This is a genomic window from Paenibacillus sp. FSL E2-0190, from assembly GCF_037992965.1.
GTDB lineage: Bacteria > Bacillota > Bacilli > Paenibacillales > Paenibacillaceae > Paenibacillus_AQ > Paenibacillus_AQ odorifer.
In genome coordinates this window covers 4,008,782-4,023,396 of the sequence record NZ_CP150306.1, presented here as the reverse complement: position 1 = coordinate 4,023,396, position 14,615 = coordinate 4,008,782, and the positions used below count along the sequence as shown (strand labels likewise).

Genomic DNA, 14,615 nt, shown 5'->3' with positions numbered 1-14,615 from the left:
AGTTTACATATTTTAGGGGTAGAAGGGTAAGTTAGGAAGCAAGGGGGAGATTTCATGCAAAGTGGAATTCGTGAGCGACTTCATTTTCTAAATAAATTTCTGCATGCGCCCCGACAATATGGTAGTGTAACTCCCAGTTCACATTGGCTGGCCCAGACGTTGCTTGATCCAGTGCCTTGGAACCAAGTGCATTCTATGGCTGAGTTGGGTGCGGGGACTGGTGCAATCACAAGGTTTATTCCGCGTGGAGAAAAGACCGGTATGAATGTTCTTCTATTTGAAATAGATCCTGATTTTCGCAGTCAGTTAAGAGAGGAATTCCCCGGATGTTTCTGCAACAACGATTGTCTCCGGCTGCGTCTTGCGCTTCATAACAGCAGTCTGGAGAAGCTGGATTGTATCGTGAGTAGTTTGTCTTTGATGAATTTCTCGAAGCCAGACCGCACTAGGTTTATGGAACAGATCATTTCTTCTTTAAAAGAAGGAGGGTGGTTTATAACCTATGAATATTTTCCGCGGATGAAAACAGAGTTGAGCCAGCATTTTGAGATCCTACACACGAAGTGGGTGCTGCTGAATTTTCCACCAGCGCTTATATATATTTGCAGGAAAAAAACTACAACGCAAGTGCAACGCGAAAATCCCAAATCAACAGTCAACGTAGTCCCAATCTCTCAGGTTTATACAAAAAGATAATCATCTCCATACAACAAATGCCGTCACCCATTACTCATTGGGGAACGGCATTTTTAAATGGGCTGCGAAGGCGTTTGAGCCCGATTAATAGAGAAGCTCAATATTCTCTTTGTTCAGGCGCTTCAACCAAACCTCAGAAGGCTGGCGGTCTGTGATCAAAAAGTCGATTTGGCCAAGCTCGATCAGCTTCGTAAAGGCGGTCTTATCGAATTTGGTGTGATCGGCCAGGAGTATGACCTTGTTAGCTTGACGTAGCATATATTTCTTGAGCTCACACTCCGGTTCATTAGAATCTGTGATGCCTCGCTCCAAATCTATTCCTTTACAACTGATAACCGCAGTGTCCACATTGTATCTTTGAATGGTGTCATGTGCTACAGGACCCACGAGTGACATGGATCGGTAACGTAAAGAACCTCCGGTAGAGATGATATCCATCCCAGAATTCGAGAACTCATGCAAAATATTAATCGAGTTCGTAATAATGGTCAGATTGTTTTTATTGCCAAGCAGTTTTAGAAACTCAAAGGCTGTGGAGCTAGGATCCACCATTAACGTATCTCCATCATTGATTAAATCTAGCGCCTTAAGGGCGATTCCCCGTTTGATATCTGTATTCAGCGCATTGCGTGTAACAAAAGGCAAATCCTCGTTCGTGTGACGATTCAGCATGGCCCCGCCATAGGTTCGGCTTAGAATGCCATCCTTCTCCAGCTTCTCCAAGTCTCTGCGTATCGTCTCTTCTGTAACTTCAAACATCCGGCTTAGATCAGAGACTAATACTCGTTTATCCTGATGAACAAGATCAATTATTTTTTTGCGTCTTTCAGCTGCAAGCATAGGGATCACCTTTCCGAAATCTTTATATTCCTTAATCATAGCTCCAAATATCTGTGTTTTGCAATAAAATCAACGTAAAATCATGTTTGTTTTCCAATAATATTCACAAAACGGATATAAAACAAATAAAAACAACATAAATAATATTTAAAATGTTGACAACAAAGATTTGGAGGCATACGATGAAGGAGATCCTGTAGTGGTAATTAGATTTGAAAGATACCAGAGCCGGCCCAGTTGCGATTTAGAGGCCAGCCTGAGGCGCTGCAGCCGGAATACTACGCTCTAGCTTGCAGAGTTGTGTGTAAAACTTTGGTGTTGATAAATTAACTTTAGGAGGCTGGTCAAGCATGAGCACGCATGTGTATTATGTTCCATCGATCAATATTATGGGCAAGGGATGCTTGCAGGAGATTGGTCCATACATCCAAGAGCTTAAATTAAAAAAGGCGCTTGTTGTTACGGACAAATTCCTTATGAAAAGTGGCATTGCTGGTAAATTGCTGGCGGTATTGGACGAAGCGGGGATTGAATATGCCATCTATGATGAAGTGAAACCCAATCCGACCTGTAAAAATGTCCACGATGGCGTTGATTATCTCAAAGCGCAGAATTGTGATTATCTGATTTCCATTGGCGGTGGATCACCACAGGATACTGCCAAAGCCATTGGTATCATTGCCACAAATGGCGGTCATATCAAAGAATATGAAGGTGTACACAAGTCTAAGCATAAATCACTGCCGATTGTCGCCGTGAATACCACTGCTGGTACTTCGGCTGAAGTGACCATTAACTATGTAATCACAGACGAAGAACGCAAAGTGAAGATGGTTATGGTAGATAAGAACAGCCTTGCGACGATTTCAGTCAACGATCCTGAGCTTATGGTTGATAAACCCGCTGCACTTACCGCGGCTACGGGTATGGATGCATTGACTCATGCGATTGAAGCGCTGGTGACGCCGGGAGCATATCCGGTAACCGATGCTACGGCACTAGCCGCAGTGGAACTTATTTTTGCTAACCTGGCTCGTACTGTGAAGAATGGCCATGATATCGAAGCGCGTGAACAGATGGTATACGCGATATTCCTTGGCGGATTGGCTTTCAATAATGCGGGGCTTGGTTATGTGCATGCGATGGCGCATCAGCTGGGCGGCGTATACGATCTGCCGCACGGCGTATGTAACGCGATGCTGCTGCCTTTTGTGGAAGAAGAAAATGCCAAATATGTGCCTGAGAAATTCAGATCCATTGCTAAAGCGATTGGATTAAATGTAGAGAACCAAACAGATAAACAATGCGCAGATTTCGTAATTGAGTCGATCAAGGCGTTGTCTAAAGAAGTAGGGATTCCAGCCAAATTATCCGAGCTTGGTGTAGAAGAAGTAGATCTTGATCTTCTGGCTGAAAATTCGATGAAGGATGCTTGTGCACCAGGGAACCCTTTTATTCCTACTAAAGAAGAAGTTATTACACTGTTCAAAAAAATATTATAAATCACCCCTTATCATAGGAGATTGTTTATGAATAATCACATCGCCGTTGACATCGGTGCCTCAAGTGGGCGGCTGGTGCGCGGAATATTGCAAGAAGGTATTCTTTCCTTAGAAGAGCTTCATCGCTTTAGCAATAGCTTTACGGAACAAGAGGGTTCCTGTTTCTGGGACATTGATTATTTAGTAGAGCAGATTATGATCGGGCTTCGGAAGGCTAAAACCGATGGAATTACTACCTGTACGCTCGGTATTGATACATGGGGTGTAGATTATGTGCTGGTAGATGCGGACGGGAATCGTGTTCAGGAAGTATACGCCTACCGGGACCGCAGAACGGATCTGGCTGTGGATCAGGTGGCACAGCAGCTTTCACCACAAACCGTCTATGAAAAGACAGGAATCCAGCAGTTATCCATCAATACCTTGAATCAGTTATATGTTCATAAAGAAGAAGAGCTAGCGCAAGCGGATCAGATTTTACTTGTACCAGATTATCTATATTACCGACTGACTGGCCGCAAAATCAACGAGGTTACGATTGCATCTACAACACAGCTGTTGAATCTGGAAAGCCGGGATTTTGACGATGACCTATTAGAATTTTTGAATATCAGGAAAGATCAATTTGCAAAATTAACTGAGCCTGGTGTAGTGGTTGGTCCTCTTGACGAAGCTTTAATCCAACAATATGACCTGCCTGAATGCCAACTGATCTGTGTGGCTTCCCATGATACGGCCTCAGCAGTGCTAGGTGCTCCACTTCAAGAAGGCTCAGCTTATATCAGCAGTGGAACTTGGTCTTTACTCGGTGTAGAAAGAACGGAGCCTCTAAATTCTCTAAAAGCCATGCAGGCTAACTACACCAATGAGTGGGGAGCCTACGGAACTTATAGATTCCTCAAAAATGTAATGGGCTTATGGCTTATTCAAGAGGTTCGCAGATTACTGAACAATTGCTATAGTTTTGCGGAACTTGCAGAGCTTGCACAGGGAGAAGAGGGGTTTCGCAGCCTGATCCCTTGTAATGCACCAAGGTTTCTTAATCCATCCAACATGATAGAAGAAATCCGCAGTGCCTGTATGGAGAGTGGGCAGCCCGTTCCGGAGACACCTGGACAGTTAGCACGTTGTGTTTTTGACAGCTTGGCGTTATCCTATCTAACTTATTTGGAAGAGTTGGAGGAGCTGACAGAACGTCGGATCGAGGGATTGCAAATTGTCGGCGGCGGGGCGAACAATCGGCTTTTATGCCAACTAACAGCTGACGTTATCGGCAGGGAAGTAAAGGCTGGACCAACGGAAGCGACTGCTCTAGGAAATATAGTAGTGCAGATGATTAGCACAGATTCCATTGCAGACATAACTGAGGCAAGAGCTATTATCGAACAATCTTTTGAAATAACATCATACATTCCGCAGCCGATCAAGCATTTTAATAACATTCTAAATCGCTGGAGAAGCCTTCATCTGTCCAAGGTGAATGAGCTTATCTAAGCGAAACAGACGTTGCACTAATTTAGGAGGATAAACAGCATGGATCAGAGCATTATCACTAGTTATAACGAAGCCAAAAAACTATACGCAGCCCACGGTATTGATGTGGATAAAGTGCTGGAGCGACTCGCGCAAATTAAAATTTCCATACATTGCTGGCAGGGTGATGATGTAAAAGGTTTTCTTTTTAAGGAAAAAGAACTAAGCGGGGGCATTGCGGTAACGGGAAGTTATCCGGGCCGAGCGGGTACACCAGATGAACTACGTCAAGATTTAGAAAAGGCGTTGTCTCTTATTCCTGGTAAACATAAGGTTAACCTGCATGCTATTTACGCAGATACAGATGAAGCTGTAGATTTGGATGAACTAGAGCCACGACATTTTCAATCCTGGGTGGATTGGGCGAAGGAACAGGGCTTAGGGCTTGATTTTAACCCTACTTGTTTCTCACATCCGAAAGCAGCCGATGGATTCACCCTCAGTCATTCGGACGCGGAGATTCGGAATTTCTGGATCAGACACTGTAAAGCTTCACGTACGATCGCTGAGCATTTTGGGCGGGAGCTGGGTCAGCCTTGTGTGACGAATTTTTGGATTCCAGACGGATATAAAGATACGCCAGTAGATCGGCTAGCACCAAGAGTACGTTTAAAAGAGTCGCTGGATGAGATTTTTAGTCAGGAAATAGATCCGCTTTATAATATGGATGCCTTGGAAAGTAAACTGTTTGGAATTGGTTCTGAAAGTTATGTGGTTGGCTCTCATGAATTCTATATGGGTTATGGTTTAACAAATGGAAAAGCGATCTGTTTGGATGCGGGACATTTTCATCCTACAGAAGTGATTTCGAATAAATTATCTTCGATTCTGATGTTCAGTGAGCAGCTGCTGCTGCATGTCAGCAGACCTGTCCGCTGGGACAGTGACCATGTGGTAACAATGGATGATGAGCTGCTGGAAATCGCCCGTGAATTGGTTCGCGGGGATTTACTTCCTCGTACGAATATTGGATTGGATTTCTTTGATGGCAGTATCAATCATCTCGCGGCATGGGTCATTGGCACCCGCAACACTATTAAGGCGTTGCTGCGTGCGATGCTGGAACCAGTGGAAGAACTTAAGCAAATCGAGCGGTCCGGGGATTATACTTCACGTCTTGCTCTGGTAGAAGAGTTCAAATCGTATCCGTTTGGAGCGGTCTGGGATTACTACTGTGCATCACAAGGTACACCGGTGCGTGAGCAATGGCTTACTGAAGTGAAAAATTACGAACAAGACGTTTTGTCTTTAAGATAGAAGTGGATACGGAGAGCAGCAAATACAAAGGAGAGAATAGACTATGAGTACATCTTTGTTAGAATCAAAAGGTTATATTGCCAGCAGTGAAGCTCCATTTATTCAGGAAATGTCAGAGATCACCCGTCATATGTGGGAGCTTGGCTGGGATGAACTGAATGGTGGGAATGTCAGCTATTTACTGGATGAGAATGAGGTGGCTAAGTATATTAATGTACTGGAGCCGTTGCGCACGATCAAACTCACCTTTCCCGTAAAAGAATTAGCAGGCAAGTATTTTATCGTAACAGGTTCGGGCAAATATTTCAGAAATGTGATTAAAGACCCTGAAGCGAATCTGGGTGTGTTAAGGGTTAGCGGCAATGGCGAAAGTGTGGAAGTATTGTGGGGATTGCGGAATGGTGCAGTTCCTACGAGTGAGCTCGCTTCGCATTTTATGAGTCATATTGAACGTCTGAAAGTAGATCCCACACACCGTATCGTGCTGCATACACATGCTACAAATGTTATCGCGATGACCTTCACGCATGATCTGGACGAACTGAAGTTTACCAAAACGTTATGGGAAATGTGCACAGAGTGCCTTGTTGTTTTCCCTGATGGCGTCAGTGTTATTCCGTGGATTGTTCCGGGCAGCAGTGAAATCGGCCGTGAGACTGCCAAAAAAATGAAGGATCACCGTTTAGTCATCTGGCCGCAGCATGGGATTTTTGGCACTGGCTCCACCATGGATGCTACCTTTGGTCTAGTAGAAACGGTTGAAAAGGCTGCGACGATCTACAACTTGATTGGCGGTAGAGAAATCAAACAAAAGATCACAGACCAACAGCTATGGGATTTAGCTAAAGCATTTGGAGTTACACCTAAAGCGGGGATTCTTGAAGTCTAGAGAGTCATTATAATTTGGTGAAACCGGGCAATCGTAGATTCTGCGAGGTCCGGTTTTTGTTGTCTTTTTCTTAAAATTTGCATTTCCCATCTTTTGGGTAGATAATAAGCTTACTTAAAGTAATCAATTAATAAATTGGAGGTAACATATGAATACAGAGCAACTATTTTTACCTTTTCAAGTGGGGAATCTTTCGCTGTCGAACCGATTTGTAATGGCGCCGATGACACGCGCGCAGTCTCCGAAGGGTGTGCCGGGAAGCAATGTTGCCGCTTATTATCGTAGACGTGCAGAGGGTGGAGTGGGATTAATTGTTACTGAGGGTACTGCGATAAATCATCCAGCGGCTGTCAGTCACCAAGATATTCCTAATATACATGAAGAAGCATCTTTAGAAGGCTGGAAGAAGGTTGTGGAAGAGGTTCACGCAGCTGGCGGCAAGATCATCCCGCAGCTTTGGCATGTGGGGATGGCGCGTACAATCGGCGAGTATCCTAACGTTGAAGCCCTTCCTGTAGGCCCTTCGGGTCTGAATTTAGCAGGTGAGCCGGTGACAGAGCCGCTGACCACAGAAGAGGTTGAAAGTTTAGTAACAGCCTTCGCTCAAGCGGCGGAAAATGCCAAAAGCGTTGGCTTTGATGGCATCGAGCTGCATGGCGCTCACGGGTATCTGATAGACCAGTTCTTCTGGGATAGAACGAATAAACGTACCGATCGTTACGGTGGCGATTTGGTAGGAAGAACAACATTCGCTGTCGAGATCATTAAAGCATGCCGTCAAGCGGTTGGACCAGACTTCCCAATTGTGCTGCGCTTTTCCCAGTGGAAGTTGGGGGCGTATGATGAGAAGCTGGCGAAGACTTCAGGAGAACTTGCGAGTTTCCTAGCACCGCTTAGCGAAGCGGGTGTAGATATCTTTCATTGCTCGACCCGACGCTTCAGTCAACCTGAATTTGCTGGCTCTGATCTTAATTTAGCTGGGTGGACTAAGAAGCTTACCGGGAAGCCGTGTATTACAGTAGGCTCTATTGGCCTGCAAAGCGATTTCTTCGAGGAAGATAAAGCTCAGAAGCCTGAGGATAATATTGATGAGTTAACTGAAAGGTTCGATCGGGAGGAGTTTGATTTGGTTGCAGTGGGCAGAGCGCTTATTAGCGATCCGGCTTGGCCTGCCAAAGTACAAAGTGGAGCGATAGACGAAATCATCCCATTTACTCCTGAAGCGACGAATACGCTTTACTAAAACTAGCAGAATATACAATGACTATTTTTTTAGGTAAGAGGTTGTGTAACTGTTTCAAGAGTAGTGTATCTGCTTATAATAGTAGCATACCCCCCTTAATATGATAGAACTTGACCCTGCCAAACGTTGGCGGGGTATTTTTTTGTCGATATGCAACGCTTCATTACATCATTAATAGACCGGGCACTTCTATGTTAGGCCAGCATTATGTTATAATTTTAAATTAGCAAAGTATAAAAATAATTGTTGAACAATAGAGGACGTGAAAACAGCATGACAAAGGGGAACCATAACTCACCGGACTTAAAATCCGGCAAGGGTTCTAAGGATTATTCGAATTATTTTGATTTTAGTGATGCAAAGGTAATTAGTGAAGAGGAAGGTAAGGTTACTTACCGGATTAAAGGAAGAAATGTGCAAATTAATAGCCAGCCTGACTATAAAGAAGGAAAACGGCGCGGCAAGGAAGAAATAGAAGTGCATTATGATTTCGAGATTCCTGAAGAGATGCAGAATTTCGGAGTGGGCAAATATTATCATATAACGACTTATGGCTGCCAAATGAATGAGCATGACACGGAAACGATGAAGGGCCTATTGGAACAGATGGGCTACCGCAGTGTCGCTGACCGGAATGACGCGGATCTCATTTTGCTGAATACTTGTGCGATTCGGGAGAACGCCGAGGATAAGGTATTTGGAGAGCTAGGACATCTTAAGAACCTGAAGATCGAGAAGCCGGGTCTGTTGTTAGGGGTATGCGGTTGCATGTCCCAAGAGGAAGTCGTAGTCAACCGGATTATGTCAAAGCATGGCTTCGTGGATATGATCTTCGGTACGCATAATATTCACAGGTTGCCACACCTCATTAAAGAAGCGGTATTTAGTAAGGAGCTTGTGGTTGAGGTATGGTCCAAAGAAGGCGACATTATTGAGAACTTGCCGAAGAAGCGGGAAGGCATGCGCGCTTGGGTGAACATTATGTATGGCTGTGATAAGTTCTGCACGTATTGCATCGTACCGTTTACACGCGGTAAAGAACGCAGTCGTCGTCCAGAGGACGTTATCGCTGAGGTGAGAGAGCTTGCGCGCCAAGGCTTCAAGGAAGTAACGCTATTGGGGCAGAACGTAAATGCTTACGGTAAAGATTTTACGGATATTGATTACACCTTCGGGAACCTGATGGATGATATGCGTCTGATTGATATTCCGCGCATTCGCTTCATGACATCGCATCCACGAGATTTTGACGATAAATTGATTGAGGTTTTAGGCAAAGGCGGCAACTTGGTGGAGCATATCCATCTGCCGGTTCAATCGGGAAGTACTGCCGTTCTTAAGAAAATGAGCCGTAAATATACCCGGGAAGCTTATCTGGAATTAGTACGCAAGATTAAGATAAGTGTGCCGAATGCTGTATTAAGTACCGATATTATCGTTGGTTTCCCTGGGGAGACTGATGAGCAATTTGAAGATACCCTATCGCTTGTGCGTGAGGTTGGGTATGATATGGCATATACGTTCATTTATTCTCCACGTGAGGGCACACCAGCAGCGGCGATGGAAGATAATGTACCGATGTCGGTGAAGAGTGAACGTCTGCAAAGATTAAATGATCTCATCAAAGAGAACAGCCGGATCATTAATGACCGGATGCTGGGTGAAGTTGTAGAGGTGCTGGTTGAAGGGGAGAGTAAGAATAACTCCGAAGTCCTTTCCGGCCGTTCCCGCGCTAACAAGCTGGTCCATTTTGAAGGTCCTAAGGAGCTTATCGGCACATTTGTAAACGTGAGAATTACAGATACCAAAACATGGTACATTAAAGGGGATATTGTGGTCGAGGCCGCAGCTGTTCATTAATCACATACGAATGGGGAGATGACTAATGAGTACAGAAGAACAACAGTTGAATAAATATGGAATGAAAACTTATAATACCCGTGATCTGATCGTTCGCGAGGATATTATGGGCAAAGCTAAAGAACTAGCATCATTAATCTCAACCAGTGAAGAGGTACGCCATTTTCAGCAGGCTGAGCAAAAAATTCTTAATCACGAGCGTGTGCAAGGACTGATTGCAACCATTAAGAAAAAACAAAAAGAAATCGTGGCCTTCGAAAGCTTCAATAATAAAGATATGGTCGCCAAAATTGAACGTGAAATTGAAGTGCTGCAAGATGAGATCGACGGTATTCCAGTCGTGAACGAATTTCAGCAAAGCCAGAGCGACATTAATTATTTGCTCCAGCTGGTAATTTCCGTGATTAGAGATACCGTTTCGGAAAAAATAAATGTGGAAGCCGGCACTGAAGCGCCTCCGACCACATGCGGATAACCCACACTCAGTTCAGGGGGCGGATGCAGATCCGTCCCTTTATTTCAATATAAGAGGTAGAAGTAAAGTACATGAACATACATAATCCTTATAATTCAACGACAACGTCGTTTCTCATATAGTCTTTTTGTAGGATAATGTAAAATAATGGAATTCATCTGTTGATTTATGAAGAACATGTTTGGTACATTTAAAGATACGAATAAGTAAAACTACAGCTTCGGAAAAGGATGGGGCAATTATGAGCGACAATGGGGAATTAACCTATAACGCCAAAAAATATCGTACACCGGATGGTGTTCCGGCCGACATTGTAATGTTTACACTGACCAAACGCGAACGGAAGACGGTCACCAAGACGCTGCCTTTACGTGAGTTGAAGGTAATGTTAATTAGACGGAAAAAATGGCCATGTGCAGGCATGTGGGCTCTACCAGGCGGATTCTGTCAGGAAGATGAGTCTATATATGATGCTGCAACTCGTGAGCTGAAAGAAGAGACCGGTGTCGATGGAGGTCACTTAGAATATCTTGGGGTTTATAGTACACCTGGCCGCGACCCTCGGGGATGGATTATCAGCCATGCCTTTTTCGCTTTAGTAGAAGAGTGGATGCTGGAGCAAAGACAAGCTTCCGACGATGCGGGTGAAGTGGGTTTATTTACGTTACAGGAAGCGTTAGAAGAACTGGAGCTCGCTTTTGACCACCATGAAATCATCAAGGATGCATACGTACGTATCCAACAGCAAATGCTGCAGACAACGATAGCAAGACAGTTTTTGCCTAGACATTTTACGCTAAGTGAGCTTTATCAGGTGATTCAGACAGTAGTGCCGGAATTTAAAGAGCCAAATTTTATTCGTAAAATCACGTCAACACGCAGCCGTCAGGGTATATTAAAAGAAGTGAGAGATGAAGAGGGCAATGCACTCAGCTCCAATCAATACTCACAACGCCCGGCTCAGCTGTATATGTTTACAGATCACGAGCCATTGTTGTCTATTTATACGTAGTGTCTTAAATCAGGGGAGGGACGATTCTCATGAGAGCACTAATAGTAATTGACTTTACCAATGATTTTGTCGATGGGAATTTACCGGTTGGGCAGCCTGCAATCGATATCGAGCCAAGAATCAGCCAATTAACGTCTGAGTTTGTCCAAAATGGCGATTATGTTGTAATGGCTGTTGATTTACATGAAGACAATGATCCTTATCATCCCGAGAGTAAACTGTTTCCACCTCACAATGTACGAGGGACTAGAGGGCGGGAGCTTTATGGAAGTTTGAAAACTGTTTATGAAGCTGACCAGGATTCCATCTATTGGATGGACAAAACTCGATATAGCGCTTTTAGTGGAACTGATCTGGAGATTAAGCTGCGGGAACGTGGCATTACTGACCTTCATTTGATTGGCGTATGTACAGATATATGTGTTTTGCACACTGCGGTGGATGCATATAACAAAGGTTTTACTATTACTGTGCACGAAGATGCGGTCGCCAGCTTCAACGCGGATGGACATAAATGGGCACTAAATCATTTCCGGGGAAGTTTAGGAGCAGACGTTGTTAAGGCATAATACTATAAAAAACATACACATACAGCAACGTGGATATTAGGAGATGAGGACTTGAAGAGAGAACTTGCGCTACATACAGATAAATATCAGATCAATATGATGTATGCCCACTGGGTGAATGGAAGCCATAAGCGAAAAGCTGTATTTGAAGCTTATTTCCGCAAATTGCCTTTCGGAAACGGCTATGCCGTGTTCGCAGGATTAGAGCGTATCGTTGGGTACATCGGCGGCTTGCGTTTCACCGAAGATGATATCCGTTACTTGTCGGAGCAAGAAGAAAATTACGCTCCTGCTTTTTTGGAAGAATTGCTGCAATTTCATTTTCAGGGCAACGTTTATTCGATGAAAGAAGGGGCGTTGATTTTCCCGGATGAACCGCTAATCCGTGTGGAAGGGACGATCATGGAAGCGCAGCTGGTGGAGACCGCTATTCTGAACTTCATGAACTACCAGACGCTGATCGCTACAAAGGCTTCCCGAATCAAGCAGGTAGCTCCGAATGATATTCTGCTGGAGTTTGGTACCCGTCGGGCACAAGAAGCGGATGCGGCGGTCTGGGGCGCTAGAGCGGCCTATATCGGCGGCTTTGATGCAACCTCCAACATGCTGGCAGGTAAAATGTTTGGCATCCCTACCAAAGGTACACATGCTCATTCTTGGGTTCAGAGCTTCAGCAGTGAGCAGGAAGCTTTTGATGCTTATGCCAAGGTGATGCCGGATGAAGTTACACTATTAGTTGATACCTTCGATACGTTGCGCAGTGGTGTGCCGAATGCGATTAGAACCGCTAAAAAGCTTGAAGCTCAAGGTAAAAAGATGATCGGTATCCGCTTAGACAGCGGTGACTTGGCCTATCTATCCCGGCAGGCACGGAATATGCTGGATGAAGCGGGGCTCGATTATGTGAAGATTGTGGCGTCCAACGATCTGGATGAGAATACAATCATGGATCTGAAGCTGCAAGGTGCAGCCATCGACACATGGGGTGTAGGCACACAATTGATTACGGCTTCGGATCAACCCTCTTTGGGTGGGGTCTATAAGCTGGTAGAAATTGAGTCCGCAACTGGAGAAATGGTACCGACAATCAAGATTTCTTCTAACCCTGAAAAAGTATCCACACCAGGCAGCAAGGACGTATTCCGGATTATCGGGAAAAATGGCAAAGCGCTAGCAGATTATATCTGCTTCCCGGAAGAGGAAGCTCCACGAAACGGCGGTCGGGTGAAGCTGTTTAATCCGCTGCATCCATACATGCACAAGTATGTGGAGCGTTATGAAGCGCTGCCTATGCTTGAGCCGATTTACGTGAACGGCTTCCAGGTCTATACTTTGCCGGATCTGAATGAAGTTCGCCGTTACCATCGGGAGCAGAAGGATCTGTTCTGGCCGGAATATCTGCGTAAGCTCAATCCAGAGGTGTACCGGGTGAATCTGAGTGAGAAGGTCTGGACCAGCAAGCAACAATTGATCGCGGAGCATATTCAGCCGGAGATAGAGTAGGTTTTGTAGTTTCGATGGAAAGAAGCACGGGAAGATTAGATTCCCGTGCTTTTTTGCGTTTGGGTGAAGCCGACGTTTGGGTGAAGCTGACGTTGGGTGAAGCTTGCGTTTGTTAACTTCGAACGCCGTAAGTTTATTTTCTGAAAGTATATTTAGCTAGTTTGTCCGCGTATATCTGATTTGGATTTCGTTGCATTTTGTGCAACAGAACACTACTTAAAGTACATCGAGAAATTACCATACCCCAAAAGAATAAGTAAATCCCCTAGAATGAGACGAATCCAGTACGAGTGGGTAAATCAACGGTATAAATCCCGCAGAATGAGGCGTATCCGGTGTGAGTAGGTAAATCAACGGTATATATACCGCAGAATGAGGCGAATCCGGTGAGAGTAGGCAAATCAACGGTATAAATCCCGTAGAATGAGGCGAATCCGGTGAGAGTAGGCAAATCAACGGTATATATACCGCAGAATGAGGCGCATCCGGTGTGAGTAGGTAAATCAACGGTATATATACCGCAGAATGAGGCATATCCGGTGCGAGTGGGCGAATCAACGGTATAAATCCCGCAGAATGAGGCGAATCCGATGCGAGTAGGCAAATCAACGGTATAAATCCCGTAGAATAGGGCGAATCCGGTGTGAGTGAGCAAATCAACGGTATAAATCCCGCAGAATGAGGCGAATCCAGTACGAGTAGGCAAATCAACGGTATAAATCCCGTAGAATGAGGCGAATCCGGTGCGAGTGAGCAAATCAACGGTATAAATCCCGCAGAATGAGGCGAATCCAGTACGAGGAGGCAAATCCAGTACGAGGAGGCAAATCAACGGTATAAATCCCGTAGAATGAGGCGCATCCGGTGTGAGTGAGCAAATCAACGGTATAAATCCCGCAGAATGAGGCGCATCCGGTGCGAGTAGGCAAATCAACGGTATAAATCCCGCAGAAGGAGGGGAATCCGGTGCGAGTGAGCAAATCAACGGTATAAATCCCGTAGAATGAGGCGCCCGGTGTGAGTGAGCAAATCAACGGTATAAATCCCGTAGAATGGGGCTCGTCCGGTGCGAGTGGGCAAATCAACGGTATAAATCCCGCAGAATGGGGCGCATCCGGTGTGAGTGAGCAAATCAACGGTATAAATTCCGTAGAATAGGGCGAATTCGATGCGAGTAGGCAAATCAACGGTCCCATAAGAAAAGGTGTATCCCCGTTCTACGCGATCGCGAAGAAT

The 14,615-nt window shown here is 44.9% G+C and carries 14 protein-coding genes; 12 read left to right on the top strand and 2 right to left on the bottom strand.

Annotated features, from left to right (window positions below):
• The first annotated feature begins 54 nt into the window (after positions 1-54).
• The gene (locus NST25_RS17750) at positions 55-696 is read left to right on the top strand and encodes a methyltransferase (RefSeq protein WP_076194673.1); all 642 of its coding nucleotides are present in this window, start codon (positions 55-57) and stop codon (positions 694-696) included.
• Between the two features lie 84 nt (positions 697-780).
• On the opposite strand, the gene NST25_RS17745 is transcribed toward NST25_RS17750, so the two are convergent.
• Positions 781-1,536 (bottom strand): DeoR/GlpR family DNA-binding transcription regulator, encoded by a 756-nt coding sequence (locus NST25_RS17745; RefSeq protein WP_340394429.1) that lies wholly within the window; start codon positions 1,534-1,536, stop codon positions 781-783.
• A 350-nt stretch (positions 1,537-1,886) separates the two neighbouring features.
• Here NST25_RS17745 and NST25_RS17740 point away from each other — a divergent pair, with 350 nt between their 5' ends.
• The 10 genes from NST25_RS17740 to NST25_RS17695 all read left to right on the top strand — a co-directional run bounded on the left by NST25_RS17740 (position 1,887) and on the right by NST25_RS17695 (position 13,379).
• On the top strand, positions 1,887-3,038 hold the full coding sequence (locus NST25_RS17740; RefSeq protein WP_076184475.1) for an iron-containing alcohol dehydrogenase: 1,152 nt from the start codon (positions 1,887-1,889) through the stop codon (positions 3,036-3,038).
• 27 nt (positions 3,039-3,065) lie between these two features.
• Positions 3,066-4,532: a rhamnulokinase gene (gene rhaB, locus NST25_RS17735; protein WP_076304065.1), complete on the top strand. Its 1,467-nt coding sequence runs from the start codon at positions 3,066-3,068 to the stop codon at positions 4,530-4,532.
• Between the two features lie 39 nt (positions 4,533-4,571).
• The gene (gene rhaA / locus NST25_RS17730; RefSeq protein WP_340392026.1) at positions 4,572-5,828 is read left to right on the top strand and encodes an L-rhamnose isomerase; all 1,257 of its coding nucleotides are present in this window, start codon (positions 4,572-4,574) and stop codon (positions 5,826-5,828) included.
• Positions 5,829-5,871: 43 nt separating this feature from the next.
• Positions 5,872-6,717: a rhamnulose-1-phosphate aldolase gene (rhaD, locus tag NST25_RS17725; protein WP_036688060.1), complete on the top strand. Its 846-nt coding sequence runs from the start codon at positions 5,872-5,874 to the stop codon at positions 6,715-6,717.
• Between the two features lie 148 nt (positions 6,718-6,865).
• Positions 6,866-7,960 (top strand): NADH:flavin oxidoreductase, encoded by a 1,095-nt coding sequence (locus NST25_RS17720; protein WP_076184472.1) that lies wholly within the window; start codon positions 6,866-6,868, stop codon positions 7,958-7,960.
• A gap of 273 nt (positions 7,961-8,233) precedes the next feature.
• Complete coding sequence (miaB, locus tag NST25_RS17715) at positions 8,234-9,820, top strand: tRNA (N6-isopentenyl adenosine(37)-C2)-methylthiotransferase MiaB (protein ID WP_340392023.1); 1,587 nt, start codon at positions 8,234-8,236, stop codon at positions 9,818-9,820.
• A gap of 25 nt (positions 9,821-9,845) precedes the next feature.
• On the top strand, positions 9,846-10,295 hold the full coding sequence (locus NST25_RS17710; RefSeq protein WP_076128288.1) for a YlbF family regulator: 450 nt from the start codon (positions 9,846-9,848) through the stop codon (positions 10,293-10,295).
• A 241-nt stretch (positions 10,296-10,536) separates the two neighbouring features.
• Complete coding sequence (locus tag NST25_RS17705) at positions 10,537-11,307, top strand: NUDIX domain-containing protein (RefSeq protein ID WP_036688055.1); 771 nt, start codon at positions 10,537-10,539, stop codon at positions 11,305-11,307.
• A 29-nt stretch (positions 11,308-11,336) separates the two neighbouring features.
• Positions 11,337-11,876, top strand: a complete 540-nt coding sequence (locus NST25_RS17700) for an isochorismatase family cysteine hydrolase (protein WP_076194688.1) — start codon at positions 11,337-11,339, stop codon at positions 11,874-11,876.
• Positions 11,877-11,927: 51 nt separating this feature from the next.
• A complete protein-coding gene (locus NST25_RS17695) occupies positions 11,928-13,379 on the top strand; it encodes a nicotinate phosphoribosyltransferase (protein ID WP_076128292.1) in 1,452 nt (483 codons plus the stop codon).
• Between the two features lie 265 nt (positions 13,380-13,644).
• Here the strand turns inward: NST25_RS17695 and NST25_RS17690 are convergent, their stop codons facing one another.
• Complete coding sequence (locus NST25_RS17690; RefSeq protein WP_340392019.1) at positions 13,645-14,313, bottom strand: hypothetical protein; 669 nt, start codon at positions 14,311-14,313, stop codon at positions 13,645-13,647.
• 83 nt (positions 14,314-14,396) lie between these two features.
• Between NST25_RS17690 and NST25_RS17685 the strand changes: the two genes are divergently transcribed.
• Complete coding sequence (locus NST25_RS17685) at positions 14,397-14,537, top strand: hypothetical protein (protein ID WP_340392018.1); 141 nt, start codon at positions 14,397-14,399, stop codon at positions 14,535-14,537.
• The last annotated feature ends 78 nt before the right edge of the window (positions 14,538-14,615 follow it).

What these genes read in the sequence shown, in the direction of transcription:
- miaB (WP_340392023.1), top strand. Translation starts at nt 8,234, where the DNA reads ATGACAAAGGGGAACCATAACTCACCGGACTTAAAATCCGGCAAGGGT.
- NST25_RS17710 (WP_076128288.1), top strand. Translation starts at nt 9,846, where the DNA reads ATGAGTACAGAAGAACAACAGTTGAATAAATATGGAATGAAAACTTAT.
- rhaD (WP_036688060.1), top strand. Translation starts at nt 5,872, where the DNA reads ATGAGTACATCTTTGTTAGAATCAAAAGGTTATATTGCCAGCAGTGAA.
- NST25_RS17700 (WP_076194688.1), top strand. Translation starts at nt 11,337, where the DNA reads ATGAGAGCACTAATAGTAATTGACTTTACCAATGATTTTGTCGATGGG.
- rhaA (WP_340392026.1), top strand. Translation starts at nt 4,572, where the DNA reads ATGGATCAGAGCATTATCACTAGTTATAACGAAGCCAAAAAACTATAC.
- NST25_RS17740 (WP_076184475.1), top strand. Translation starts at nt 1,887, where the DNA reads ATGAGCACGCATGTGTATTATGTTCCATCGATCAATATTATGGGCAAG.
- rhaB (WP_076304065.1), top strand. Translation starts at nt 3,066, where the DNA reads ATGAATAATCACATCGCCGTTGACATCGGTGCCTCAAGTGGGCGGCTG.
- NST25_RS17705 (WP_036688055.1), top strand. Translation starts at nt 10,537, where the DNA reads ATGAGCGACAATGGGGAATTAACCTATAACGCCAAAAAATATCGTACA.
- NST25_RS17750 (WP_076194673.1), top strand. Translation starts at nt 55, where the DNA reads ATGCAAAGTGGAATTCGTGAGCGACTTCATTTTCTAAATAAATTTCTG.
- NST25_RS17720 (WP_076184472.1), top strand. Translation starts at nt 6,866, where the DNA reads ATGAATACAGAGCAACTATTTTTACCTTTTCAAGTGGGGAATCTTTCG.
- NST25_RS17745 (WP_340394429.1), bottom strand. Translation starts at nt 1,536, where the DNA reads ATGCTTGCAGCTGAAAGACGCAAAAAAATAATTGATCTTGTTCATCAG.